The sequence below is a fragment of the Peterkaempfera podocarpi genome (genome assembly GCF_042466665.1).
In the GTDB taxonomy this organism is placed as follows: domain Bacteria; phylum Actinomycetota; class Actinomycetes; order Streptomycetales; family Streptomycetaceae; genus Peterkaempfera; species Peterkaempfera podocarpi.
On record NZ_CP162102.1, the window covers coordinates 871,134 to 895,520 of the forward strand.

Genomic DNA, 24,387 nt, shown 5'->3' on the forward strand with positions numbered 1-24,387 from the left:
GTGCACTGGCTGGAGCCGCCCGCCCCCGGACGGCGCCCCCGTCTACGTGATCCTGGACAATCTGCCCACAAGGGCGAGCCGATCCGGCGCTGGGCGAGGAAGCACCGGGTCGAGCTGTGCTTGACCTACGCATCCTGGGCCGACCCGACCGAGGCCCACTTCGGACCGCTACGGCAGTTCACCATCGCCAACTCCCACCACCGCAACCACGCCGCCCAGAGCGCCTTGCACGCCTACCTGTGCTGGGGCGACATCAACGCCCGACACCCCGACGCCGGCCGCCCGACGCCGCGAACGCGCCCGCATCGAGAGAGGCATCCGCTCGGGCAGCAGGCCCGCTCTTGCCGCATGACCAGGGCGCCACTCCCGCTGCGTTCCCTGAACTACTTGACCAGTCGGAAGCCGGGCTGGTCGATCCAGGCCCGCAGGAACTCCGCGGTGCCGAGCACCGTCGGGCATTCCTCGTCGGTGACCCCCAACATCCCTGGGAGTCCAGCGACCACTGACACGTGCCCGTCCAGCAGTTCGGCTTTCACCAGACCCCCGAGGACGTCTGCGATTGCCGCGGTCAGCAACGCCGTCGCCACGTGGTCGACCCCACGGTTGCATCCAGCGCTGACATTCACGGCGTGGGTCGGCTTGAAGCCGAGGGCAGCCTCAACCTCGGGCTCGTCCGCGTGCTCGGCCTCGAAGATGTCCTCGTCACCGACGCCCGGCCCCATCAGGTAGACCAGGAAGGGTCGACGCCCGTCCACCTCCTGCGAATCGACCGCCGTCGGCGTTTCAACACCAAGCCGCTCCACGGCCACGTTGACGTCGAAGGCGCCGGGGCGCAGCTCCTCAAAGTGGGTAGAGAGCCCTCGCATCAGCGTACGGAAACCACGCAGGGCAGCCGGGGCGACAGGCTCTGCCAATTCGATCACCAGCGTCGGACCAGCCATGCCGGGAGCCTAGCCCTGTGACCGGCTCCGACACCGCTCAGGTCCTCCCACGCCGGATCCAGCCGGTCTGGGCGCCGAGCGGGGACGGGGCGCTCGAAGAACGCCTCCTGTACGCGGGAGGCGGTGATGCTTCTCTGCTCTTCACTCGATCGGGTGCACGGCGGGTGATTGCCGTGCCTGTCGAGCGCCCAGCGCCGGTCCTGCTCAGTCGAGCTCCGCGCCTCGGGTCCGCCTCCCCCGGCGGCACCTCAGTTTGACGGCGAGCGGGGAAAGCGGTCGCCGAGGACGAAGGCGGCGGGCCAGGTCTCGCTCAGCACCTTGCTGAGCAGGGGGTCGCTGGACTCCAGAACCTCGCTGCGGCGGACCGAGCCGTCGTCGTTGATCCGTTGGCCGCCGAGGACGACGGGGGCGCGCAGGACGTCCTCGCCCCAGGGGCCGATGGCGTTGCACAGCAGGCCATCGAAGCGGTGGCCGGCCAGGTCGTCGTTGTGGACCCGCTGCACGAAGTCGTCGATCACGGCCGCCTGGAGGTAGACCCAGGCGAGGTAGACCACCGTGCGTCCATCGTCCAGACGGATCGGGAGGCGCACCTTGAGGAAGTTGCCGACGCCCTCCGCGATGATGATCGCGCCCGTGTCGGACTTCACGCGGCGCCTGCGCTCCTCCTCCGAGAGCTCGGCCACCAGGTGGGGCATGGCCAGGTCGAAGCCGGGGTGCTCCGGGTCGAGGTGGCCGCCGCAGGCGCAGGCGGCGCCGTGGGTGTGGGCATTGGCTTGCACCGAGGCGGGAGCGAGATCGAGCCGGGCCGTCGGGTAGCTCGGCGCGCCGCCGGCCGCCGGTACCGGAAGCAGCAACGCGTAGAACCGCACTGCCGTGAACGTCGTGGGCTCGGGCAGTCCGAGCGCCGCCATCGCTGCCGAAGCAGCCTCGTGACGCTCACCGTTGACGCGGATCTCGGCCTGCATCGCGCCCCGGCGGCCGCCGTAGAAGACCTTGACGCCGTTGAAGAAGGGCGATTCCAGGTCAGTGGTGAAGGAGGCCGCGATCCGGTGCAGCACGTTCGCTTCCAGCAGCGCGCCCTGCAGCCGCCGGTTCTCCTCGACGTCGCGTCCGAGACCGACCGCACCGGAAGTGATCATGTGCCAGCCGGGCACGCCGCGCTCGTCCTCGGGGCCCGCGTGGTCCGCGAAATGCTCGCGGCGGTCGAGGAGTTCCAACAGGCAGGCACCCGCGGTCTGCACCCACGTGTTCGCCGCGTCCTGCGGATCGGCGGACATCGACACGACGCAGTCCGTGAAGCAGGGCACGTCCGGCTGGAGGCCGACGTCCGGTAGCGCGACGAGGTCGTAGTGGTGGCCGCCCCCGTGGTGCGGCGGGGCTACGGCCACGGCCCAACCGTGTGGGCTGATCAACGAGTTGCCCTTGAGTTGGGCGCCCTGTGTCACGCCGGGCGCGCACTCTTCGAGCCCGGCCCTCACCAGGGCAAGGAATTCCAGGTCGGGCAGCCGCTTCGCCGACGGGTCTTCTTTGCGCGTACGACGTCGTATCCAGGACACCCGTGGATGGTACTGAGCCGGGCCGATCGGACAGCGCTTGGGTGCGGGGCCCCGGAGGGTCCGAGGCGCCTGGACGTGTTCGGGTGTTCCATCAGGTGACTGGCGTCCATTGGAGGTGGGCAGCGTCGGCTCGCGTGCCATCACCTCGGGGAGGATCGTCACAGCCGCAGAGGGAGGAGGGGTTGGGCACGTGCATATGCGAGCGGTCCGCATCGGCGAGCCGGTGGTCCTGCAGGACATCCAGCGGGCGGAAGGGGAGTGCTTCCGGGGTGTCGCCAGGGCGGAGATCGCCGATGACGAGCCGCCCCGACTGGCTGAGCGTGCTTGCTTCCAGGCGGCTGATCCACTCCGCCGGCCGGCCGGCCGAGCGCGGCCCGCGGCCCCGACGGGCTCGGCCCCCTTTCGACACTGCTGCCGTGGTGCGCCTGGGGTGGCCGGGCCGCGCATGACCGGGGTCGCTCTGATGCTGCCGCTGCTGGTGCAGCGCTATACCGACGGAGCGGTCATCTGCACGGCCGGGGCACCTGCGTCGCGTTGAGCTGTCACAAGCGGGGCGGCCGTCTTGTCCTTACGGGCAGCACTCTCTCTGTGTGGAGGAATACATGAGCCAGGCACACCTGCCCCCAGGCGTGGAGATCATCGCGACCCTGCCGGATGCGACGGCCGGGATCCCAGCCGGCGCCGAGGCCCGGACCGTCCGGATCACTTTGAAGCCCGGTGACCTCGGCGCGCCGCCACACCGGCACCCGGGGCCGATCTTCGGCTACGTGACCCAGGGCGAGGTGCTCTTCGAACTGGAGGGGCAGGCGCCCCGCGTGCTCAAAGCCGGCGACGCCCTGTTCGAGCCCGGGGGTGACGTGATCCACTACCAGGGCGCCAACAACCTTCCGGACGCGCAGTCGCAGATGGTCGTGACCATGCTTGCGCCGCCGGGTACCCCAGTCCTGACCGTGGTCAGTGTTGAGGAGTTGGCCGAACGACGACACCTTCGGGTCACCCGGCCCCGATAACCATCAGCATCCGCCCTGGCTGTGCAGCACCTGGCGGCCGCCAGGGCGGAGCGCCCGCTCCAGCACACCTTTCGTGACCTGGGCCAGCAGCCCGCCCTCGCCGAGCAGGGCCGTCCCGCAGGCGTCGGCGCGGTCCATCAGCCGCTCGACCACCTCGTCCACCCACTCGTCCCCGACCGGCTCCGCTGCCAGGGCCGGCTCATCGGTAGTCATGTCCGTCCGTTCCGGCCGGCCACGACCCGAGACCGGGCCTCGGCCAGCCTGTCACATCACGGACTCACACGATCTTTCAGACACCCTCGCACCAAGCCCCATCACTCGCCGCCGGTCTCCGTCACCATGCACGCGACGCCACCCGCCCGCTCGCCACCCTCGGCATCACGTGATCAAACCGGACCAAACGAATGAACGACGCCGCCCTGCTCACAGAGCTGATCGCATGTGCGAACGGCACACGCACGCCGTTGACCTTCCAGGCCCGCCACCTCGCGCGACGCGCTGCGGGCGGCGGGCGGCGGGCGGCGGGCGGCGGGCGGCGGGACCGCGCGTACCCCGACCGGGTGGACGGCAAGGCTGCAGCCGTGCCGCTCAGGCGGTTCGTGGGATCCGGCGCAGCGCCTGCAGTTTGGCCTGCTCGGTCTGGGCCAGCCAGTCCCGCGTCCTCGTGGGCAGATGGTGGACGAACGTGTTCCGCTGTTCTGTGCGCGTGCCGCGCAGATCGCTGGCGGTGTCGCAGCGGATGTCCGCGGCAACCTCGGAGCTCTGCCTCTTCGCGACGGCGTCGGTCCGGGATCCCGAGGTGTCGGCCAGGGACTGGGATGCCTGGATGGCGTTCGTCGGCGTCGTCGCCTGCCAGCCGCTTTGCGCCATGCAGCGCCGCCAGGCGGCGAGCGCCGACTGGTAGGGCCGGTTGGTGGCGAGGAAGGTATCGAACTGCTGGTTCACGTCCTGCGGTACCAGGCTGTCCGACACCGCCGCCCGTACGCTGCCGTACAACTCTGCCCGTGCCTGACCCTCGCAGCCACCGATCAGGTAGCGCACGACAGCCCCGCTGGGCAGTGCCAGGGTCTCCGTCCGGGTGTCGGGGCCGCTGTAGGCGGCCAGGTAGCCGGCCTGCGCCGTCGAGGTGAGGGAGTGCACATAGCGGTCCTGGGCCGTCATGCCGCCGACCGTGCTCACCGGTGGCGCCGTGATCGCGTAGAGCGGCGGGGAAGCGGTTCCGGTCGTGTCGGCGGTGGTGGCCCCGGCTTCGGGCTCGGGTCCGCTACCGGTCGTGTGGTATGGCAGTCCGCGTTTGAGCATGCACTGCTGGATCAGCAACTGCTCGGCATTCTTCAGCTGCCAGTGCTGACGCAGCGTGGTGGCGTCACTGGTCAGTACGGCCGATGCCGCCGAGTCCCGAAGTGCGGGCGACAGGGACGCCGTGGCGTGCGGCCGTGGTGCCGGGGCGGCGGCACACCCCGACACCGCGGCCAGGGCCGCCGTCAACACCGTCGCGGCCACGAGGCTCGTCCGAGCGCGGGCAGCGCCGCGTCGCGAACAGTGGGACATGATCAACCGTCCTTCATGAAGCGGCCGTTGGTGGTTGGCTCAGCAGTCCGTAGTCCATTTGTTGCTGCTGATGGAGTCGTTGAGGGGGATCAAGCCGAGCGTGTACGGATAGGCGGCGGGGAGGTACGCATAGGCGACGTTGTCCGGAACGCAGAAGACGGCGCCGCTGTAGTTGGCGTCGCGGTAGACGTTGACGCCCAGGCCGCTCGTGCCGTGGTTGTAGACGGACGAGATGCAGTCGTTCCAGGTGTGGGTCTGGCAGCTGGGGTGGGAGAACACGGTGAAGTTGGCGTTGTTGCCGCTGAGCTGGCCCGGCCCGTCGTTGTACTCGGCGTTGTTGTAGAAGCAGAAGTTGCCCGCCGAGCACCCCCGGGGCTCGACCATGGTGGCGGCGTTGGCGGTGCCGGCCGAGGCGACCGCCCCGAGCAGCGCGGCCACTGACGCCACGGCGAGCATGGTCGTCTTGCGAACGGTTCTCATGGGATCTCCGTAAGGTGTTGGTCGGCCCGGGAGGGCCGGATGTGGCTTTGGGGTCTTGCCGGGAGTGGCTTGCCGGGTCTCCGGGGCGTCGGCGCACTGGCGCCTCGGAGACCCGGCACCGTGGCTACCTGCAGGGCACGATCTCCCCGGCTGCGTTGGCGTAGCTGCCGCCGCAGCCGGCCCAGGCGGAGGAGGCTCCGGCCGTCACGCCGATGCCGGCGGCCAGCAGGACGGCCGCGATCAAGCCGATGATCCTTTTGCGCATGGTGGTCTCCCATCGTCAAGGCGTCACATGCTGTGCGGTGTTGGTCACGTACGGATGTGCGGTGTGCATGAGGTGCATGCCGCCGCGGTCCTCCGGCTGATCACTTCGGATGCAGCAGCTGCGTCCCTTCAGCAGGGTGACCGGCGGCGTGCGGGGTGTGCGAGGTTCCCGCACAAGTCCGCACAAGCGGCATCGCGACTCGATGGGGGTGTTGTTCTACGGGGACAGTCGACGGAGCGGGGCCGGATCCGGAGCAGGGCGTCGACCTGCGGGTGCGTCCAACGCCAGCCGTCAGGGAGCTAGGCGCGTATTCGGTTGTGATCAATTGGCGGTCCGCGTGAGGCCCTTGATCCAGATCATCGAGGCGCGAAGGTGGAGGCCGGCGAGGTAGCTCTCCGGCGTCTTGTCGTAGCGAGTGGCGATGCCTCGCCAGGTTTTCAGCTTGTTGATCAGGCGCTCGACGGTGTTCCGCTCTTTGTAGAGGTCGGCGTCGTGGCTCACGGGTCGGCCGCCCTTACCGCCCTTCTTCTTCCGGTTGGCGGACTGGTCCCTCTTCTCCGGGATGACGGCCTTGATGCGGCGTTTTCGCAGGTAGGAGCGATTGCCGCGGGACGAGTACGCCTTGTCCCCGGCCGCCGCGTCGGGCCGGGTGCGGGGGCGGCCGACGGGCCCGCGAACCCGTACCTTCTTCAGCACGGGGATGAACTGCGGACTGTCGGCGGCCTGCCCGGCGGTCAGGACGAACGCCAGCGGGCGGCACTTGCGGTCGGCGGCGAGATGGATCTTGCTGGTCTGCCCGCCTCTCGAGCGTCCGAGCAGGGCAGCCTTCAAGCGCAGTTTGCGTCGGCGCCGGATGCGTCGTCGCTCTTCTTGCTCGGGGTCGTTTCCGGCGTCCTGTCCGTCTTGTCCTTCCGGGCTGCCCCCTTTGACCTGGCCTTCTCCTCCTCGGCGGCGGCCTTCTCCAGGGCGGTGAGCACGTCCTCGCTCAGGTGCATCCCCGCGGCGTCGTGGTGGGCGCGCGCGGTGGTGGAGTCGACGCTGACCAGGGACAGGTCCACCTCGCCCCGCTTCGCGGCTTCCGCGATCAGGCCCTCCAGAAGGGCCTCGAAGACGCCGGCGTCACGCCACTGCCGGAAGCGGTTGGAGACGGTCGACCAGGCGCCGAACTCGGTCGGCATCTCCCGCCACTGCGCGCCGGTCTTGAACCGCCAGATCACGCCCTCGAACTGCTGCCGCAGGCGCTCTGGGTACGGGCCGTACTCACCGATCGGCAGGTACGGCCCGATGAACTCCCACTCGGCATCTGTCAGTTGCACTCGCGTCACGCACGACGATCTACCGGACCAGCCCCCGACGTGAGAGCGAATCGCACAAATTGATCACGACCCGATACGCGCCCTAGGACGCGGGGGGGCGAGGCGCGTACGTGCCCGTTCGACGCCTACCTGGTCGTCGAAGTTCGCAGAAGAGCGCCATCGCTCGTCTCCAGGCGTCGTACGCCTCTTTGCTGCGATCAACTCCGATGGAGACATCTCCGAGGTGGAAGCGCAGCGGCGGTTCCTCTGCGGCAGCCGATGGCTTCCCGGAGTTCCAGGACTGGCGAGGCGCGGCCTCGGCTGCGAGGACATCGCCTGCCTCGAAGTGAGTCTGGCCACCACTTGGGCCCCAAAGCTGCTGACACCCCCGAGGTTGCTCCGGGTGAGGTCAAGCCGAGTCTGGTTCAGCGTGGTCCATGTCGAGTCTGGCACGGACCTCGCCGGCGGCCGGGTCTCCGAGGTCTTCGAATATGGCCAGTGCCGTGCGCCATAGCCGGCTGGCTTGGTCGGGGCGGCTGCGGGACTGGGCCAGCTCGGCCATGAGTGCCAGCGTGGTCGCCTCTCCGTGGCGGTCGCCGATCCGGCGTCGCAACTCGAGGGCCTGCTGGTAGCAGTCGGCGGACTCGTCGCTACGGCCGGCGTCCTGGTGCGCCGCACCGAGGTTGTGGAGTACGAAGGCCTGGCTGTAGACGTTGCCGTCGGCTTCGTGTTGCGCCAGCGCCGTACGGAGGTAGTCCACGGCCTCGTCGAAGCGCTTGAGCTTCGTGCATGCGGCGCCGATGTTGCCCACGAGCATCGCCTCGCTGTAGCGGTCGCCGACTTCTCGGGCCAGTTGGAGGGCCTGCTGGGAGTACGTGAGGGACTGCTCGTACTCGCCTTGCCGGCCGTGGAGAGCAGCGAGGTTGCCCAAGGTGCTCACCGCTTCGTGCGGGTGGTCGTCGCCGAACAGGTCCAGGGCCGCACGGAAGTGGTCAGGGGCGGAGGGGTCACGGCGGTCGGACTGGGCGCGGGCCAGTCCGTGGTGCATCCAGGCCTGACCCAGGCGGTCGTCACGGGCCTGGGCGGCGGCGAGTCCGATGCGGTGCGTCGCGATCCAGTCGTCCCAGATCTTCCGCAGGTTGTAGTACGGGACCGAGGCGCGGGCCAACATCCAGGCCAACTCGGTGCCATCTGCGGCCTCCGTCGCGGCGGCCAGGTTCGCGCGCTCGGCCTCGCACCATGTCAGTGCCTCGGCGTGATCGGCGAACGTCGGCACCCGTGGTTCAGGCGGCGGCGGAGGCAGCGCCAGCTCGAACCGGTTCGGGGCCAGCCGGGCCGAGGCCGCGACCGCCGCGTGCAGATACCAGGTCAGCAGCCTGCCCAGTGCCGTTTCCCGGGCCGCAGGGCCGTCCTCCTCGCGCGCGCGTTGCGCGGCGTACGATCGTGCCAGGTCATGCAGTTCGTAGCGGCCCGCGATCTTCTGCTGGACGAGGTGCTCGTCCAGCAGTTGCTCCAGGATCGACTGTGCCTGACCGGTCGCGATCCCGGCCAGGGCCGCGGCCGCGGCCGCGGTGAAGTCATGGCCCGGAAAGAGGCCGAGCAGGCGGAACAGGCGACGGAGGTCCTCCGGCAGCCCCCGGTAGGACAGGTCGAAAACGGTGTCCACGCTGCGTCCGCCGATCCGCACGGTGCCCAGGTCGTCGTCGCGCAACCGGGCGGCGAGGTCGGCGAGTGTCCAGGCGGGCCGGGAGCGCAGGCGTGAGGCGGCCAGCGTCACGGCCAGCGGTAGGTGACCGCACGCGGCGACGATCTCGGCGGCGGCCATGGGCTCGGCCCAGACGCGCTCGTGGCCGACGATCCGGGCCAGTAGTTCGATCGACTCATCGGCGTCGAAGACGTCGAGCAGATGCGTGGTCGCCCCGTCCAGGCCCGCCAGGGTCCGGCGGCTGGTCAGCAGTACCAGGCAGTCAGGAGAGGCCGGGATGAGGTCCCGGACCTGCTTCTCGTGGGCGGCGTTGTCCAGCAGGAGCAGAGCCTGCCTCCCGTTCAGGACAGCGCGGAACATCGCAGAGCGTTCCGCCAGCAAGGGCGGAATCTGCTGGACAGGGACCTCCAGCTGCCGCAGGAAGGACCCCAGCACGGCGGACGGATCGGCGGGAGGCTGGTCGGGATCGAAGCCTCGCAGGTCCACATACAGCTGGACGTCCGCGAACCGGCCCGCGCGAACCAGCTGGTGCGCGGCGTGGATGGCCAGCTGCGTCTTGCCGACCCCGGCCATGCCCTCGATCGCCGAGATGACCACCGTCGTCGAGGCGTGCGTGCCCCTGCCGTCCACGGTGTCGACCAGTCGCTGCATGTGGTCCGCCCGTCCGGTGAAGGTCGGAAGGTCCGCCGGCAGCTGCCGGAACACCCCGACGGGGCCGCCTGCCTTGGTCTCGGTGTACGCGCGCACATAGGCCTGCCGCCAGGAATTCACCTGCTGCCCGTCCGCCCCGAGCGCACGAACGATCGCGAGCACGAGGTCCAGGTCCAGGCGGCGGCGTCCGGGTTGGAACGTGTCTGCCACCGTTCGGAACGAGACCTGGCGGGGTGGTCTGAGCAGTGGCCCGACCTGCCTGGCGAGCGTCCGGTACGGCGGACTCCCGGCTTGCGCGCGCAGCCGGATCAGTGCACCGACGAACTCCTCCAGGTCGCCCACGTGCTCCGGGCCCGAACCGGCCCCTCCCCCGACCGCTCCCATGGAACGATCTCCAATCCCCTGGCCGGCCGCGTGTGCGGACTTGTACGGGAAACTCGCCCACGAACCGTCCCCGGGTCCACAGTACTGAAGGGACGCAGCGGCATGCGCGGGGATCTGCCGCTTCGATCCCGCTGCCGGCCTTTCACCGTGTACTGGGTCCGCTCTGCTGCTGGTGTGTACCTCGGGCTGGCCGAGGAGCAGCTGCAGCAGCTGACGGTTGCCCGTGCCGCGCAGCTGCTGGGTCTGGCGTAGGCACCCGCCAACCCACTTCGCCGCGATCACCGTGCGGTGCCGGCCGAGCAGGGTCCCGGCGGTGACGGGGAAGACCTCGCGCCAGGGATACCGGGGTATCTGGCTGGGGAGGGCAGCGAACCGGAACCGATCGGCCGGCTCGTGGCGGACCGGGTCAGTCACCTGCCTGACGCAGCCCCGCGCTTCTCGTCCCGCAGAACGAGAAGGTCGGCGTCCTTCGCCGTATCACGGCGGAGCACCGCAGACCGCGGGGAGAGGTACCCCGTGCGGGTCACCGTGTCCAACGTGGATGCGATCGGCTGGGCATGCTGCCCTTCGACGACCGTCACCGCGGCTACCGGCGGCGCTGACTCTTCGAGCGGCCACTGCCCGCACGCCGCACGCGCCAGACCGAGCACTCTTCGCACCGGAGGACTGTGATAGACCACCGGCCCTTGGCGCTGATGGCAGTGCACGCCCATCCCGACAACGCGGCCGTGGGAACAGGAGGTGTCCTCGCCCGCTACGCGCACGAGGGCATCCGCACAGTTCTCGTCGCGTGTACCGGCGGCGGTTGCGGTGACGGGACGGGGGGTCTCAAGCCGGGCGAGCCGGGGCACGATCCGCAGGCCGTGGCCGCGATGCGAGCTGGTGGCGGAAGCGACCGTGAACGCCTCAGGTCCGTGCCGGCAGAACCTCTCCATGACGCCGCCGCACCATCTGGCTCCGCACATGATCGACCGGACAGTCTCCAGCAGGTCGCCGCCGGGAGGCGTTGCCGGTCGTCGCCGTCACCGCCACTCCTTCACAGCACTACCGTCAAGCACGTCAAGCTCTTCCCGATGGGTTCTCCATACCCCGACGCGGCCTCCCGATCTCAGCCATGCGCGGAGTGAGCGGCCCAGCGCGTACGGCGTCGTCAAGCCTGGACGCACGTGACCTCCAATGTCAGGTCGAGACGGCGCCCGGCCATCCCGCGGGCCGCGGTCACACCGAACTCGATACGGTCGACGCGGGTGGTGGCACGGACGGTGAACGCGTTGGCAGTCACCTGTGCGTGCACGATGAACAGGCTCGCAGGCCGGGAGACCCCGCACACGGTGAGCGCGCCGGAGACGGACGTGGCCTCCACCCGCTCGGAGACGAACGTGATCAGCGGGTTCCGGTCGGTGTCCAGGAACTTCGCCGACCGTACGTCGCCGTCCCGCTGGTCGTTGCCGGTGCTGAAGCTCGCTGCGTCGATCTCCACGCGCAGACGCGACTGCGACAGCGGCTCGGCCACGTCGACCGTGCCGCCCCGGATCGCGAACGTGCCGTGCACGGGCATGAGGCCGAAGAGGTGTCTGCTCTTGAACGAGACGGACGAGCTCTTTGCGTCGATCGTGTAGCGACCGAGCCGGGGAGTTGTCGTGGTGGGGTTGCTTGTTGCATCCATGCCCTCATTCCACAGCAGCCGGCCCGTCGCACGGCAGGGCGAGCGGTCGGTTCCCGGAGCGACGAACGGCTGGTCGTCGCGGGCCGCTTGCGACTTTCGTAGGGTCCGCACGAGCCGGAGGTACGGGGTGATCACGGCGCCGGCGGGGCGGTGGCGCAGATGGCCTACGGTAAGCATCATGACTGACGGACCGTGGCACCGCCGGCACTGGGTGGCCGTGGACGTGGCGATCGCTGCCGGTTTCGCGCTGCTCGACACCGGCGCCACGCTGATCGGCGCCAGCTGGTGGCCGTACCGCCCGGACACCCTCGCCTGGGTCATGCTGGGCGTGCAGGCGCTCGCCTGCGCTTCGGTGGCCTTCCGCCGCGTCGCCCCACTCACCGTCGTCGGCGTGCTCGGCGCGTTCACGGTCGCCGTAACGCTGTTGATCTCACCGGCCGACGTGCTGACGCCCGCCCACGACACCAACGTGTGGGCCCCCTACGCGACCCTGGTGGCCGCCTACGGCCCGCTCTTCCACCAACAGAACCGCCGCACGGCGTTCCTCGCACTCGCCGCCTTCACCCTCGTGATCATGCGGCCCTGGGAGCCGTCGGTCACCGTCATGACGATCGGGCTGCTGCGCACCGCGGTCGGGCCGCTGCTGGCGCTGTACTTCGACGCCCGCCGACGGATGGTCTGCGCCCTCGTAGAACGCGTCGAGCGAGCCGAGCGGGAGCGCCACCTCCTCGCCGAGCAGGCCCGCGCCGAAGAACGCGTGCGGCTCGCCGGGGAGATGCACGACGTCGTCACACACCGGGTGAGCCTGATGGTGCTGCAGGCCGGAGCCCTGCGGGTGACGGCGCAGGACGAGGGGACCCGGCAGGCGGCGGAGGAACTGCGCGCTGCCGGCTGCCAGGCCTTGGAGGAACTGCGGGACCTGGTCGGCATCCTGCGCACCATGCCCGAGGGTGACCAAACGCCCTCCGTGGGAGGCTTCGCCGACCTGGTCGCCGAGTCGATGGCGGTGGGCACACCGGCCGAGCTGATCGAGCACGGCGACCCGGCTCTCGCCTCACCGCTGGTCGGGCGCACCGCCTACCGCATCCTGCGCGAGGCGCTGACCAACGTCCGCAAGCACGCGCCCGGCACCCAGGTGACCGTGCGGGTGGAGTACGACAAGGCCCAAGTGCGGATCACGGTCCACAACAATGCCCCGACCGTCGGAGCGAGCAGTGCCCTCGCGGCCACTGGCTCCGGTATGGGTATCGCGCATCTGCGCCGGCGCATCGAGCTCGTGCACGGCACCCTGCGTGCCGGACCCTGTCCCGACGGCGGGTTCAGCGTCGAGGCGACGCTGCCCTCGTACGTCCCGACCGCGGAATCGGCGGTGTGAGCGTGGCCCGAGTAGTGGTGGTGGACGACGAGCCCATGGTGTGCACGTTCCTGCGCACCATTCTCAACTCGGCCCAGGACCTGGAGGTCGTCGACGTTGCCCACAACGGCGCGGACGGCATCGAGGCCGTCCGGCGCAGCCGCCCGGACGTCGTGCTGATGGACCTGCGCATGCCGGGCATGGACGGGCTGACCGCGATCGGACGCATCAACAAGCTTGCCCAGCCGCCGAACATCGTGGTGCTGACGACCTTCGACGCCGACCAGTACGTGCTGCGTGCCCTGCGGGCCGGCGCGACCGGCTTCCTGGTCAAGTCGACCCCGCCGGAGGAGCTGATCGGGCTCGTACGGACGGCTGCCCAGGGGCACACCGTTCTCTCGCCATCCGCCGCCCGCCGGCTCATCGCCGCGTCGACGGACACCCTTTCGGCCCGCGACCGCGCACGCGAGCTGGTCGCCTCGCTGACCGAGCGGGAGATCCAGGTCCTGGCCGGCCTCGGCGAGGCCTGTCGAACGCGCAGATCGCAGCCCGGCTGTTCCTCTCCGAGGCCACGATCAAGGGCTATGTGTCGCGGATGCTGGACAAACTGAGCTGCGTCAACCGCACCCAGGCCGGCCTCCTCGCCCACGACGCGGGCATCATCGGCTCGTAGGGCCCGGCATCGCCACTCACGGCCTGCCTTCCGGCCGCCGTCAGGCGCGCCACAGCGCGGGGGGCCCTGACCCAAGGCTGGGGGGAAGTTAGCCTGTTAGTGCTGGTGGCAAGGGGATTGAGGTCCAGGCTGTGGCTGCGTAGAGCCCGGGTCCGAGCTTGTGGATGGGCCCGGTGTCGGCCCATCGGGACAGCTGCCGATACATGGTGTGCAGGGTGACGTCGCCGAAGTGGGCGGCGATCTCCGCGGGTCTCCACAGGCGGGCGGGGTCGTCCTGCAACAGGGCGAGAGCGCGATGCCGTCGACGCTGGGATGGAACGGTGTGGCGGTCATCGCGGGAGGCCTTGGGCAGATGCGGCTGTTCGGGGCCTGGTTCGAGGACGGTGACGGCGAGGTTGGTGATGATGCGGCTCCGGTCGGGGCGGCCGTCGTCGCGTCGCTCGCTGTGGCGGCACATCGGGGACTTGACCTTGCGGGTGCTGGTCCGGTGACGGCGGGGTGCAGGGCGTCGGGCCGGCACCCGCCTGCCGATCAGGCCGAGGGAGCCGGGCTCGTCGGGGACGATCCCGAGGGCTTGGACGACCTGGTCACGGGCGGTCTGGAGAGCCACGGTGAAGCAGCAACGATCAGGGTCAGTGCCGGGAGCGGGTCGGCGGGATGTCGCGGTAGACCGACGGCAGCACATCCGGCGTCATGCCGGGGTGCCAGTTCGGGACCGTCAACACACCGACGACCTGCCGCTCGGCCCCCGCATAGGCGGATGCCACCGACCCACCATCCGGTGACGTCCCGGCTGCGACCGCCTTCGCCGCCGCCTCAGGCGTGATCTCCGCGAGTACTTCCGCGACCGTCTCCCGCGTGATCCGCAGACGCTCAAGCCCGTCCCGGGCCGGCGCCAGCTTCACGGACAACTGGGCGATCGCGGCTTCCAGTTCCTCCACCCGAACTCGGGCGGCCGCCTCCCGGGATTCCAGCTCCTCGAACAGTGAGCCCATCCACCAGCCCTCCTCCACCACCACGGTAGAGATCAGCGGCCAGGAATACAGCCCGTCAGTGTCCGGACGGTTCAGTCGTTCAAGGGCGGCCCAGATCCTGGCTGCCGTCGAGCACAGCCGCAAGATCCTCAAGGATCCCGACGAACTCCTCGGTCGGGACCTGCGTCACGAAGACCTTGCCCGCATGCTCTGGATGCCTGGCCAGGTGTTCCTCGCGTGGGAACTGAAGAGTGAGCACCAAGCGGTCCGCGTCACGGAAGAGATGAGCGCTCACGTTGTCGGTAGTCGGTCCCCAGCTCAAGACCCGGAACTGGCTGCGGAACCGGTACTCCTCTTCGGTCTCGTCCTCAGCACCGGCACGCTCCGTGAGACGCCGGTGGGTGGCTTCCGGGGACAGGCCGTCGAACGGCAAAGCAGAGCCGGCTCCGGAGCGCAGCCACGCCACCGTGTCCACCACGTCGGAGCGGAACTGTCCGACGAACGCCATGTTGTCATCGCAGGTCAGCCATTGCCCCGCGGCCCACAGATCCACCCGCCGCAGCGAGTGCTCCCACTCCCCGACCTCAGCGGCGAACCTGTTCTTGTCCCCCAGCAGTACGGTCACGTCGGGACCCTGTCAGGATCCACGATCACCCGCAAACAAGCCGATGTCGTGCGCTTCCCTTCAAAGGAACCGTACCCTGCGGGGTTCCGGGCCACTGGCACATCGGGGCTAGCGGCGGAGGTAGGTCCACAGCAGACCGACGATGATGCCGGCCGGCGGCAGTGGCCGCGCCCTTCACCGCGTGGAGCGCGATGAGACGGCCCCAGCGCCGGACCTGCTTGCGCCAGCGCTCGACCAGGGCTCGCCAGCGGGGTGCGCTGGGCATGGGATAGCCAAGTCGCTTACGATGCTCAGGCATGGTGCCCTCGTTTCATCATCTGAGATTTCGGTGGGTGCACGCAGAGGGGTCCTGACCCGGCCGTACTTCCTAGGGCGCAGCCGAGTCGATGGGCCCCTCTTCGCTTGCACGGGAGTCTATCTGGGCTCGCAGCCAGTCCTGTCCTCCAACTCATCCCGCAATGCGCACTTGATGGGACGTCAGCCGCGTCGCTCGGCGGCTCTCAGACCCTCCGGCGGTACCTTTGACGTGGGAAGGGTCAACCGGTCATGCAATCGGCTTATCACCCGTTCGGGGGTCACCCGATCGGCTGGAGTTCCCAAGGTGCCGCCGGCCAGCGAAGGCGGCAACCTGCAGCACGGTCATCAACAGCTCTACGGCGCAGCCGCTTGGGGCCTCCGCTGACCGCCCACCTACGGGTAGTGCACGAGAAGTGGTCCTTCCGCACCCCGAAAGGCAAGGAGCAGGTGTGGCCAAACTTGCCGCCAGCGTGCAGCCTCGGCGCTCGTCGAGCTACACCACCAGCCCCGAGCGATCGCGTCTCCAAGGCGGCCGGGTCCCGCTTCGACGTCGGTCGAGACACTGAGGCCTCCCCGGAGCCGCCGCGTGGCGGCGACCGACGTGGTCCAAGCGGAGGTTGAGGACACAGAAGGGGCGCCCCTCATGCGGGGCGCCCCTTCTGCTGCACGGGCCTGGCGCATCAGGCGCGATCACCAACCTACGCTCCACCACCGACACTGGGTTTCCGACGAAGGGCTGGGCTCGGGGTGACGAATCGTCCGGCGTTTCAGCGACCGGTTCCACGCTGGCGGATCCGCCGTGTCCCGTCTCAGATGATCTGGTCTGCGAGTAGCGCTGTGACCTGAGGCGACCAGATCGATTGAGACGCCGAGGTCCCGAAAATCTCAAGTGATCTGGTCCCGGAAGCTGGGATGCGAGGTGTTGTCTCAGTTGATCTGGTCTGTCTCGGCTGTTTCGAAGTGAGAAGCGATCCGCAAACCGTGACCGAGGCTTGGGGGTTGGACGTGTGTTCGCCCTTGGTTCCCGGTTCGGGTGATCCCGTCTTGGCCATGGCATGAAGACAGGGCCCCTGCGCAACTTGGAGGTTGTCGAGACCCAAAAGTCGCATGGAGGCCCTGTTGCCGCATTTCTACGCCGCCGCCAGGGTCGAGGGCAACCGGGCTCCACGGGAGTGTGACTGCCTGGCACACCGGTTCGGGAACGCGCGCGATGGCGGGGAACGTGTTCGGCGCTACCCGAGCGATCTGACGGACGCGGAGTGGGCGGCGGTACGGGACCTGCTGCCAACGCCGGCGTGGATGGACGGCCGGGGCGGGCGGCCGGAGGGCTACTGCCACCGCCAGATACTCGACGCCGTCCGGTACGTGGTGGACAACGGCGTGAAATGGGCCGCACTGCCCGCGGACTACCCACCGTTCAAGCGGGTCCACGCCTTCTTCACCCGCTGGCGCGACACCGGCCTGCTGGCCGAGTTCCACGACCGGCTGCGCGGCGCGGTCCGCGAGGCAGAGGGTCGCAACGCGGAGCCGACCGCCGCGGTCATCGACTCGCAGTCGGTCAAGGCCGCTGCCAACGTGAGGAGTTCGAGCCGCGGCTACGACGGCGGCAAGAAGATCAACGGGAGGAAGCGGCACCTGGTCGTCGACACGATCGGCCTCGTCCTGGCGGTGCTGGTCACCCCGGCCGACGCGGGCGACCGCGCCACCGCCGCCGGCATGCTCCCCGCGCTCATGACCACGTGCCGCCGCCTGCGCAGGCTCTGGGGCGACAGTGGTTACACCGGCGGCCTCGCCACCTGGGCCAAGGAGAGGTTCGGCCTGGCAGTCGAGATCGTCAAGCGCACCGACGACCTGTCCGGCTTCCGCGTCGTCCCCCGCCGCTGGGTCGTGGAGAGGACGTTCGCCTGGCTGATGCGCTCACGTCGCCTCGCACGCGACCACGAGACCCGCCCCGACAGCGCCGAAGCGATGATCCTGTGGTCCATGACCATGGTCATGAGCAGGCGCCTCGCCCGCCGACGCGCCGCACGCCTCACCCCGCCGACACCGATCCCGACGCCGGGATGGGCCCAGGCTCGGGCAACGGCCGCCGCGGCATGAACCGGCACCCAGAGCCGTCGACCGCCAGCCATCCACGCTCCACCAGCCTCTTCGCCTTCGTCCGCAGGTTCTCCTGCAGGAGGATGTCAACCTTCCGGCCCGGTTCCATCGCCTCGGCCACCTCCCGCGCGCTCAACCCGCCGCCACCCGCAGCAGCCGTCTCGACCGCCTCCACCAGCCGCCGGTAGTCCGACGCCAGCGCCGCCGCCGGGTCCAGGCCCTCACACCACCGCGGGACCACCGCCCCCTTCGGCGGCACCCGTTGCACAGTCGCGGCCGCGGCCGCCCCGGCGGACGCCGGCTCCTCGGCAGGAGCCAACGCCGCCGTCAACTCCTCCACCGCCACGACCCTCCGCTCCAGCACCACCCGGGCCTCCTCCAACTCCTTCTCAAGAAGCGCCATCCGAGTTTCCAGACCCTCGACCCGCGCCCGGGCGGACTCCCTACGCTCCTCCAGCAACCCCAGCGGCGACGGCATCACACACTCCGTTCCCGACCACGACAACCCGACACCGAAAACCCTGCCGCACGAACACCCAAACCATGCCTCACCAGCGGAAACTCATACATCACGCACGGTTTACGGATGGCTTCTGATACCAGCTTTGGTCGTTGAGCCAGGACTGGTAGTCCCTGAAGATCCTTCCGAGGCCGTCGGGCTGCTCTCGCTGGTCCATGAACTCGCCCAGGAGTTGGAAGAGCGTCGCGACGGTCGGGGCGGAGGTGTCGGGGAGGCGAGGGCTTGTCGGACGGTGCGGCTGTGCACGTGGTGCCGCGTCGACAACGCTTTGACGGACAAGCGTTCCTTCTGAGCGTCTCGCCGGATCGCTGCGAAGAGAGCGGGCTTGTCCGCACTGGGGGTGACATACCTTTTGGGTTTCTCCGGCTCGTCGGGCTCAGTCAATTTCCTCAGGGCCAGGTCTGGCAGTGCCCTTTCGAGCGCGTCTTGCTGACGCCCGGTCACAGCGGCGAGCCGGTCACCTCGGGGGCGACCTCCGTAGCCGTAGTCTGGCGGGCCGGCGAGGTAACCACGCAGGTAGCTGGGCTTGAGGTGGTTGGCGCGAGCCAGTCGGCGAACGTAGGAGTCAGTGCTCTCCCCGGTCTTGGGGCGGGGGCGAGCCGGCAGCGGGCGGGGCCGGTCGCCGTCGTCAACGCTGGTGGTCATGAAGCCGATTTGGTCTTTCGGGTCTGGGCAGCTCGGTCGAGTTTGACGCGGTCCAGCGAATGCCGGGTGATCTTCTCGGTGCCGTCCAGGATGGCGTCGATGGCGGCCCCGCGGATGAGGTGGGACAGGCTCCCGATCATGCCGCTGGTGCGCTGGTGGAGGTAGTGGGCCAGTCCTTCCAGGGTTTTGGGCTTGTGGTGGTGCAGTCGCAGGGCCTCTTCGAAGGTGCTGACCAGGCCGGTCCATTCCGTGGTGCGGGGGAAGGGGACGGTGTCGATGACCGCGAAGCGTCCGGCGATCTGCCGACCGCGGGTGCCGTTGAACAGTCCGTTCGTCTCCAGGTCCACCCCGGCATAGACGAAAGTGGCCGGGATCCGTTCCGAGAAGTACTTCAGCGTGTCCGATACCTCGGCGCCGTTCCTGGTCGCCAGTGAGAGATTGTGGAGCTCGTCGACACACACGACGCTCACTCTCGCGTCGATCAGGACGCCGCAGACGGCCTCGATGACGTCGGTGATGTTGGCTCGGGTTGTGACGGGCAGGCCCAGGAAGCGGGCGAACTCGACGGCCAGCATGCGTGAGGTCGCGGCGGGCGGGACGGTGACGTAGACCACCGGGATCCGGCCGTCGACGCCCGGGTGCTGGCGCCGGTCGATGACCTCGATGGTCTTGCCGAACTGGGTGAGTGCGGTGGTCTTTCCGGTCCCGGCCGCGCCGGACAGGATCAGGCCCCGGCGGGCGCTGATCGCGTGCCGGTTGAGCAGGGTCAACCGTCTGCCGGCATGGACGACGGTTCGCAAGGTGGAGGTCGCGGCCACGGTCAGGCGGGTGTGGTAGTCGAGCCGGTCGTCGTCGTAGTCCAGCCGTTCGTCCGGGTCCAGGCCCGTGAGCGCGGGTGCGGGAAGCAGTTCGGGCGGGACCGGGTCCTGGGTGGTGAACTCCCGCCAGCCCTCCAGAGTGGTGAGGTAGCGGTGCAGGTCTTCGCGGTCCAGGGCGCTTCGCCATCCGCGCTGGCGAGCCGGGTCCGAGTCCTGCCCGGGGGTGGGGCCGGTCGTGGTCACCATCGCTTGTCCGCCTCCTTGAAGGGATCGAAGACGCCGAGCGGGATGACCTTCGCGATCGGCTCGTCATCTGTGCTGTCCACCGCCTCATCACCGTGGAGAGACAGCTCGTTCTCGGTGGCTGATGGTGGTTCTGGCCTGGGCGGACGTGGTCCGGGGCTCTCAGCGGCAGCTCGGGTCCGGGCGGCGACGCGCCGATCGCGCTTGGACGGCTCCGCGGCCGGTCCCTGGCTGGCTCTGTCCAGGAGCTTGGCGACGGCCTGGGTGATCTCCTCCTCGGTGGGTGTCGGGTTGCCCTTGCCTCGCAGGTCGGCTGCCGCGTGGTCCCAGGCGAGGTCGCCGAAGGGCTGCGGGACGCTGCCGAGGTGCTTCCAGGGGACTGGGATCCAGCCGGTCTCCCAGTGGTTGCGCATCCAGATCCAGGCGGCGTCGTAGGGGTCGCGGTGGATCTCCCACAGGTTCCTCTTGCGTGTGACGCCGGAGGGTTGGCGCCGGAAAGGGGCCAGGTCGGGGCAGTCGTAGATGCGGTTGTTGATTTTGATGCCGTAGGAGTTGGCGGCCCGCCAGGTCGCGGGCAGCAGTTCGACGTAGTCGTCGCCGCTCAGGGCGAGGGGGACGTAGCCGGCGCTCTGACCAGTGCGGCGTATTTCTGGTTCGGGGTGAAGGTCCGGCCGGGGACGCCCGGGTCGCGGAGCCCGTCGTGGGGCCTGGATTGCCATCGGGCGACAAGCCATTCATCCAGGAATTCCTGGATCTCCAGCATCGACCACAGCGGTTCTTCCTCCACGCCTCGGCCGCGGTGCTCGGCGGTGCGGCCGAGGTAGCCGGGCAGGAACTGGCAGAACAGCGTGGCCACTGATTCGAGTGTGCGTTCGATATGGGGTTTCTCTGTCGGGGAGCGTGGGTGGCAGGGCTGGAAGGTGATTTCCAGAGTGCGGCAGGCGGAACGGAAGTTCTCCGAGATGAACGCCTTGCCCCGGTCGCAGACGATGGTCTCCGGAATGATCACCGGCCGGGCCGCGGCGTGCTCCAGGCGCTCGTCCAGGGTCAGCAGTCTGCGGTGCGGCAGCACCGAGCGGGACATCGCCAGGGCCTGGACCCAGCCGGGCCGCATCGGCTCCGGGGTCAGCGCGCGGGCCAGCAGCAGCGAGGCGTCCACCGACTTGGTGGTCGGCCGAACCACCGCCGCGGCGACGGTCCGCGTCGCCAGGTCGATAAGGGCGCAGAGCTCCACCCTCCCGGGGACGCCGTGGTCCAGCCGCACCAGCACGTCCAGCGGGGTGGAGTCGATCTGCATCAGCTCGCCCGGGGCGGCGACCGTCTCGTAGCGGAACGGCCCCTCGGGCTGGTCGGACAACGAGCGGCGGGTGCGGGCCGAGCCGGTGACGTGGACTCCGTGCGACAACTTGTCGAAGAGCCGGTAGAACGTGGCCCGCGACGGCATCTCCACCGCGTCCTGACCGTGCTCGGCCTCCAGGATCCGCTCGGTCCGCCAGCGCGCGTGCTCGATCGTGCGGGTGGAGGCAGGGACGCTCTCGCCGATCGCCTGACGAATCGCCGCCACCACCCGCGGATCGGCCCGGCCGACCAGCGAGGCGTGCGGGGCGAGCCGGTGGTCCACCACCGCCGCGATCCCGCCGGCCTCGTACTGCTGGCGCTTGCGCTTCACCGTCCGCGCCGAGACCTCCTCGCCCAGCGTCACCAGTTCGGCCGCCTTCGCCCGCTCGCGTTGCGCCAGCGAACGGCCAGCCGGGTCGTAATCGGGCTTGACCCGGGCCCCGGCCGGGGCGTCGGGCGGCAGGCCGGTGAGGAGTTCGACCAGGTGCCGCTGCCACCACAGGGCGCGCTCGGCCACCGGCCCGGGCAGGCGCTCCAGCAGCGCGGCCGAGCCCAGAGCGGTGCGGTCACCAGCCCCCAGGACCGCGAAGTCCTCGGCCGACTGCAGGTGGACCTGGTCGACGAGCATCCCCGTGCCGTGCGCGTCGGCCAGTCGGACCCGCATCCCGGTCAGGCCGACCACGGTATAGGTGTGTTCCTGGAACCTGACCCGGTCGCCGAGCCGTAGCCGACCTGGACGCGCGGACGTCACGGGCAGCCCCCGGACGCCAGATGCACCAGCGTGTCGGTGCCCAGCGGGGCCGACACCAGGTTCGCCGTCAGTTCCTGCTGCCAGAGCAGGTGGTAGAGCACCGGAAGCACGGCCAGCCGGTCACCGACCTGCTCGGCCCCGGCGAACAGGGGCCGAGGCTCGGCGAAGACTTCCCGCAGCCGGTCCGCGACTTGCGGGTGATGGCAGCGGCCGTGGCGGTAGCGAGACAGCCATCGCAGGTTCGCCCGGTAGGGCTGGTGCAGGTCGCCGACATGGCGGAACTGCCATCCCACCTCCTCACAGACCCGTGCGGTGAACGCGAAGACCTCGGCGGCGTCCTGGTCGACCAGGTCTTCCGGGCGGACGTCGACAACGACACCGGTGCCGTCCAACAACCGGGCGAAGTAATCCGGGGTATGCCCGCGCTCGCGCGCGCCGTCCGTCCAGGTGAGCCGGAAGGGCTGCGAGGCCAGCGCGACGACAGCGGGGTCGAAGTCCAGCGCCGTCACGGCGTCCCGCTCCACCCAGGACTCATAGCCCACCTGGGTCCGCGAAGTCGCCGCCCAGTACTCACCGGTGAAGTTCTTCTGCCCCTTGAACGAGGCGAACGACCGGACCGGCGAGGCGAGCTCGAACGGCTCGGACCAGCAGCGTGCCAGTGGCCCGGAATGCTCGACACCGTCGGCGTCGACGAACCCGACTTCGATGCCTGAGACATACTCCGAGACGGAGGCCCCCAACGCCGACCCTTCCATCGACACCCCCGGCCGCGATCTCCCCGTCACTTCGAGGGTGATGCACCCCGTGGGACCCGTGGCAGAGAGCGGGCTGACGTCACCCGAAAAGGTGACAAACCGTCTCAAACCATCTGATCGGGGCAGGCTAGCAGGCACTGGACTCCGTGCCGGGCTGAGGATGTGCCGCTGGGGAGTTCACTCCCGGCTGGAGAGAGGAGCACGTAGTTCGACGCGGAGTCGGATGGACATGTCGATGGACAGTCCCAAGCCGGCGTGGCGAAGGTCCTCTGAGTGGCGTGCGATGAGGTCCAGATCCCGTAGTTGCCGCCGGAGCTCGGAGGCGAGGACCTCGTCCGTGTCGACGGGAAGTTCGTCGTCTTCTTCCTGCTCGGCCAGGTACTGAAGGTGCTGGTCGATCGCCTCAACCGCCCGATTGCTGGTCCAGGCTGCGAATTCCTGGCAGCCGAACAGGTAGGCGTGTGCGGCATACAACGCCGCCGCTGCGGCCGACTCGTCTGCGTCATCCGGCCCGTCCTGGCCGTCGTTGTGGCAGTACTCGCTGAGTATGTACTCGCCGACACCGCGCTTTACGGCCGGGAAGGCCGTCGAGTCGCCGAGGACGCCCTCCCATACGGAATTCAGCAGAGGTCGCAGGCTCATGGTGAACGGCGCCTGCTCGTCCTCGGGCAGTGCCTCGTGCCAGCTCATCAGTCGTTCCGCGACACCGGCGGCGAACACACTGCGTTCGCCGGACGACACCGCCTTCAGTCGCTCCGCCACCACTGCGGAAAGCTCCCGCCACGTATCCATTCGAAGCCACTCCAGAGTCGCGGTGCCAGCGCGCTCACGCCAGCCAGGGCGATCATCGCAGTCGCCAGTGACAGCTCCACCCGCGCCCTCAGTGGCCCGCGCTCATCAAGGACGGCTGTGTCCCACTCGCGCATCTGGTTAGTCTGCGGACATGACAGAGCACCTCGGGTTCGGCGCGATGCTGGCGCGGCTGCTGGACCACAGAGAACTCGGCGCGCAGGAACTGGCCGACCGCGCTGGGCTGAACCCAGACGAGGTCCGCGCTGTGCTCGCGGGGGACAGCCCCAGCCAGGAACTCCTCCGACGGCTCGGGCCCGCACTGGGCTTCCATGCCGTAGATCTGCTCATCCTCGCGGGGCTGGCAGTCCCGGACGACATGGCGCCGCTGGACGCCACGGCCGCGATATGGGTGAAGAGCGCGGTGACGGAGGCGGTGCGTCTCCCCACAACCGGACGCCGCGAGGTTCTGCGGCTGGTCCGCTCACTGCCGCAGGAGGAGCGGCGCTCCAGCTTCACCCCGAGGCCGATCATGCCCCTCGCCGGCGGTCCGGGCGCTTCGGTCATCCGCATGCTCCAGTACCGCAATCTCAACTGGACGGGCATGGCGATGGCCCTCGCGTTCGTGACGCCCACGTATCTGTCGGCAGCCACTTACGGTGTGATCGGCTCTGGCCGCAAGGAGTTGACCCCGCGCTTGGTGACGGACTTCGCTGCCCTGCTCGGGATCGACGCCCGCGATCTGGCCGCGCTGACGGGCGTCGATCTGACCGAGGTGCCGCCGCCTCCGCCCCCGGAGGCGGCGGATGCCGCAGCACTGCTGTGGGATGTGCGGCGTCTGTCTGCCGCCCAGACACAACACGTCTTCGATCTGGCACGCTCCATGAGGGGCGACTCCCACAACACGCGCCTCACGGAACCGCCCGGATCCGACACCCACTGACAGCCCTGGCGGACCAGATCACCTGAGATGCAGAGCGAATCGGACCAGACCAATTGAG

At 69.4% G+C, this 24,387-nt stretch carries 22 protein-coding genes and 4 pseudogenes; 8 read left to right on the forward strand and 18 right to left on the reverse strand.

Going from position 1 to position 24,387, the window contains the following annotated elements; genetic code table 11:
• Positions 1-25: 25 nt before the first annotated feature.
• Positions 26-352: pseudogene (locus tag AB0761_RS04060) on the forward strand (IS630 family transposase); the annotation flags it as partial.
• Between the two features lie 31 nt (positions 353-383).
• Here AB0761_RS04060 and AB0761_RS04065 read toward each other — a convergent pair.
• Positions 384-941, reverse strand: a complete 558-nt coding sequence (locus tag AB0761_RS04065; protein WP_377267534.1) for a DUF6368 family protein — start codon at positions 939-941, stop codon at positions 384-386.
• 248 nt (positions 942-1,189) lie between these two features.
• Positions 1,190-2,944 carry a DUF6348 family protein gene (locus AB0761_RS04070; RefSeq protein ID WP_377267536.1) on the reverse strand — a complete coding sequence of 585 codons (1,755 nt, stop codon included), beginning with the start codon at positions 2,942-2,944 and terminating at the stop codon, positions 1,190-1,192.
• A 155-nt stretch (positions 2,945-3,099) separates the two neighbouring features.
• On the opposite strand from AB0761_RS04070, the gene AB0761_RS04075 reads away from it, so the two are divergent.
• Positions 3,100-3,507, forward strand: a complete 408-nt coding sequence (locus AB0761_RS04075) for a cupin domain-containing protein (protein WP_377267538.1) — start codon at positions 3,100-3,102, stop codon at positions 3,505-3,507.
• 3 nt (positions 3,508-3,510) lie between these two features.
• Here AB0761_RS04075 and AB0761_RS04080 read toward each other — a convergent pair whose 3' ends face one another.
• The 6 genes and pseudogenes from AB0761_RS04080 to AB0761_RS04105 form a co-directional block, all read right to left on the reverse strand.
• Positions 3,511-3,720, reverse strand: a complete 210-nt coding sequence (locus AB0761_RS04080; RefSeq protein ID WP_377267540.1) for a hypothetical protein — start codon at positions 3,718-3,720, stop codon at positions 3,511-3,513.
• A 375-nt stretch (positions 3,721-4,095) separates the two neighbouring features.
• A complete protein-coding gene (locus AB0761_RS04085; protein WP_377267541.1) occupies positions 4,096-5,010 on the reverse strand; it encodes a hypothetical protein in 915 nt (304 codons plus the stop codon).
• An 87-nt stretch (positions 5,011-5,097) separates the two neighbouring features.
• The gene (locus AB0761_RS04090) at positions 5,098-5,538 is read right to left on the reverse strand and encodes a peptidase inhibitor family I36 protein (RefSeq protein WP_377267543.1); all 441 of its coding nucleotides are present in this window, start codon (positions 5,536-5,538) and stop codon (positions 5,098-5,100) included.
• Between the two features lie 124 nt (positions 5,539-5,662).
• On the reverse strand, positions 5,663-5,803 hold the full coding sequence (locus AB0761_RS04095) for a hypothetical protein (protein WP_377267545.1): 141 nt from the start codon (positions 5,801-5,803) through the stop codon (positions 5,663-5,665).
• 321 nt (positions 5,804-6,124) lie between these two features.
• A pseudogene (locus tag AB0761_RS04100) lies at positions 6,125-7,128 on the reverse strand (IS5 family transposase).
• A gap of 379 nt (positions 7,129-7,507) precedes the next feature.
• Positions 7,508-9,664: a tetratricopeptide repeat protein gene (locus tag AB0761_RS04105; RefSeq protein WP_377267547.1), complete on the reverse strand. Its 2,157-nt coding sequence runs from the start codon at positions 9,662-9,664 to the stop codon at positions 7,508-7,510.
• 276 nt (positions 9,665-9,940) lie between these two features.
• Between AB0761_RS04105 and AB0761_RS04110 the strand changes: the two genes are divergently transcribed.
• The gene (locus tag AB0761_RS04110) at positions 9,941-10,090 is read left to right on the forward strand and encodes a hypothetical protein (RefSeq protein WP_377267548.1); all 150 of its coding nucleotides are present in this window, start codon (positions 9,941-9,943) and stop codon (positions 10,088-10,090) included.
• A 419-nt stretch (positions 10,091-10,509) separates the two neighbouring features.
• Positions 10,510-10,716 (forward strand): annotated as a pseudogene (locus AB0761_RS04115) (PIG-L family deacetylase); the annotation flags it as partial.
• A 272-nt stretch (positions 10,717-10,988) separates the two neighbouring features.
• On the opposite strand, the gene AB0761_RS04120 reads toward AB0761_RS04115, so the two are convergent.
• Positions 10,989-11,639, reverse strand: coding sequence for a YceI family protein (locus AB0761_RS04120; protein ID WP_377267550.1), 651 nt, complete (start codon positions 11,637-11,639; stop codon positions 10,989-10,991).
• A gap of 43 nt (positions 11,640-11,682) precedes the next feature.
• Between AB0761_RS04120 and AB0761_RS04125 the strand changes: the two genes are divergently transcribed.
• The gene (locus AB0761_RS04125) at positions 11,683-12,879 is read left to right on the forward strand and encodes a sensor histidine kinase (RefSeq protein ID WP_377267552.1); all 1,197 of its coding nucleotides are present in this window, start codon (positions 11,683-11,685) and stop codon (positions 12,877-12,879) included.
• A 35-nt stretch (positions 12,880-12,914) separates the two neighbouring features.
• Positions 12,915-13,531: pseudogene (locus AB0761_RS04130) on the forward strand (response regulator).
• An 88-nt stretch (positions 13,532-13,619) separates the two neighbouring features.
• On the opposite strand, the gene AB0761_RS04135 reads toward AB0761_RS04130, so the two are convergent.
• The 3 genes from AB0761_RS04135 to AB0761_RS04145 all read right to left on the reverse strand — a co-directional run bounded on the left by AB0761_RS04135 (position 13,620) and on the right by AB0761_RS04145 (position 15,130).
• Complete coding sequence (locus AB0761_RS04135) at positions 13,620-14,141, reverse strand: hypothetical protein (RefSeq protein ID WP_377267554.1); 522 nt, start codon at positions 14,139-14,141, stop codon at positions 13,620-13,622.
• Positions 14,142-14,163: 22 nt separating this feature from the next.
• Positions 14,164-14,526 carry a hypothetical protein gene (locus tag AB0761_RS04140; RefSeq protein WP_377267556.1) on the reverse strand — a complete coding sequence of 121 codons (363 nt, stop codon included), beginning with the start codon at positions 14,524-14,526 and terminating at the stop codon, positions 14,164-14,166.
• Between the two features lie 79 nt (positions 14,527-14,605).
• Positions 14,606-15,130, reverse strand: coding sequence for a hypothetical protein (locus AB0761_RS04145; protein WP_377267558.1), 525 nt, complete (start codon positions 15,128-15,130; stop codon positions 14,606-14,608).
• 1,416 nt (positions 15,131-16,546) lie between these two features.
• Here AB0761_RS04145 and AB0761_RS04150 point away from each other — a divergent pair.
• Positions 16,547-17,527, forward strand: coding sequence for an IS5 family transposase (locus tag AB0761_RS04150; RefSeq protein WP_377267559.1), 981 nt, complete (start codon positions 16,547-16,549; stop codon positions 17,525-17,527).
• Here the strand turns inward: AB0761_RS04150 and AB0761_RS04155 are convergent.
• From AB0761_RS04155 to AB0761_RS04180, 6 genes are all read right to left on the reverse strand, one after another.
• A complete protein-coding gene (locus AB0761_RS04155) occupies positions 17,460-18,005 on the reverse strand; it encodes a hypothetical protein (protein WP_377267561.1) in 546 nt (181 codons plus the stop codon). The two genes, AB0761_RS04150 and AB0761_RS04155, sit on opposite strands and share 68 nt — an antisense overlap.
• 683 nt (positions 18,006-18,688) lie before the next feature.
• Positions 18,689-19,756: a TniB family NTP-binding protein gene (locus AB0761_RS04160; protein WP_377267562.1), complete on the reverse strand. Its 1,068-nt coding sequence runs from the start codon at positions 19,754-19,756 to the stop codon at positions 18,689-18,691.
• On the reverse strand, positions 19,750-20,472 hold the full coding sequence (locus AB0761_RS04165; protein WP_377267564.1) for a hypothetical protein: 723 nt from the start codon (positions 20,470-20,472) through the stop codon (positions 19,750-19,752). The genes AB0761_RS04160 and AB0761_RS04165 overlap by 7 nt, the downstream gene beginning before the upstream one ends.
• A complete protein-coding gene (locus AB0761_RS04170; protein ID WP_377267565.1) occupies positions 20,355-21,842 on the reverse strand; it encodes an integrase in 1,488 nt (495 codons plus the stop codon). The genes AB0761_RS04165 and AB0761_RS04170 overlap by 118 nt, the downstream gene beginning before the upstream one ends.
• Complete coding sequence (locus AB0761_RS04175; RefSeq protein ID WP_377273928.1) at positions 21,839-22,597, reverse strand: TnsA-like heteromeric transposase endonuclease subunit; 759 nt, start codon at positions 22,595-22,597, stop codon at positions 21,839-21,841. Before AB0761_RS04175 ends, AB0761_RS04170 begins: the two co-directional genes overlap by 4 nt.
• Positions 22,598-22,774: 177 nt before the next feature.
• Positions 22,775-23,359, reverse strand: a complete 585-nt coding sequence (locus AB0761_RS04180) for a hypothetical protein (protein ID WP_377267566.1) — start codon at positions 23,357-23,359, stop codon at positions 22,775-22,777.
• Between the two features lie 181 nt (positions 23,360-23,540).
• Between AB0761_RS04180 and AB0761_RS04185 the strand changes: the two genes are divergently transcribed.
• Positions 23,541-24,329 carry a hypothetical protein gene (locus tag AB0761_RS04185; RefSeq protein WP_377267567.1) on the forward strand — a complete coding sequence of 263 codons (789 nt, stop codon included), beginning with the start codon at positions 23,541-23,543 and terminating at the stop codon, positions 24,327-24,329.
• Positions 24,330-24,387: the final 58 nt, after the last annotated feature.

Bases quoted from the DNA above. Each gene is read 5' to 3' on its own strand.
- AB0761_RS04065 (WP_377267534.1), bottom strand. From the start codon at position 941: ATGGCTGGTCCGACGCTGGTGATCGAATTGGCAGAGCCTGTCGCCCCG.
- AB0761_RS04070 (WP_377267536.1), bottom strand. From the start codon at position 2,944: ATGCGCGGCCCGGCCACCCCAGGCGCACCACGGCAGCAGTGTCGAAAG.
- AB0761_RS04075 (WP_377267538.1), top strand. From the start codon at position 3,100: ATGAGCCAGGCACACCTGCCCCCAGGCGTGGAGATCATCGCGACCCTG.
- AB0761_RS04080 (WP_377267540.1), bottom strand. From the start codon at position 3,720: ATGACTACCGATGAGCCGGCCCTGGCAGCGGAGCCGGTCGGGGACGAG.
- AB0761_RS04090 (WP_377267543.1), bottom strand. From the start codon at position 5,538: ATGAGAACCGTTCGCAAGACGACCATGCTCGCCGTGGCGTCAGTGGCC.
- AB0761_RS04095 (WP_377267545.1), bottom strand. From the start codon at position 5,803: ATGCGCAAAAGGATCATCGGCTTGATCGCGGCCGTCCTGCTGGCCGCC.
- AB0761_RS04110 (WP_377267548.1), top strand. From the start codon at position 9,941: ATGCGCGGGGATCTGCCGCTTCGATCCCGCTGCCGGCCTTTCACCGTG.
- AB0761_RS04125 (WP_377267552.1), top strand. From the start codon at position 11,683: ATGACTGACGGACCGTGGCACCGCCGGCACTGGGTGGCCGTGGACGTG.
- AB0761_RS04140 (WP_377267556.1), bottom strand. From the start codon at position 14,526: ATGGGCTCACTGTTCGAGGAGCTGGAATCCCGGGAGGCGGCCGCCCGA.
- AB0761_RS04155 (WP_377267561.1), bottom strand. From the start codon at position 18,005: ATGCCGTCGCCGCTGGGGTTGCTGGAGGAGCGTAGGGAGTCCGCCCGG.
- AB0761_RS04160 (WP_377267562.1), bottom strand. From the start codon at position 19,756: ATGGTGACCACGACCGGCCCCACCCCCGGGCAGGACTCGGACCCGGCT.
- AB0761_RS04165 (WP_377267564.1), bottom strand. From the start codon at position 20,472: ATGGCAATCCAGGCCCCACGACGGGCTCCGCGACCCGGGCGTCCCCGG.
- AB0761_RS04175 (WP_377273928.1), bottom strand. From the start codon at position 22,597: ATGGAAGGGTCGGCGTTGGGGGCCTCCGTCTCGGAGTATGTCTCAGGC.
- AB0761_RS04185 (WP_377267567.1), top strand. From the start codon at position 23,541: ATGACAGAGCACCTCGGGTTCGGCGCGATGCTGGCGCGGCTGCTGGAC.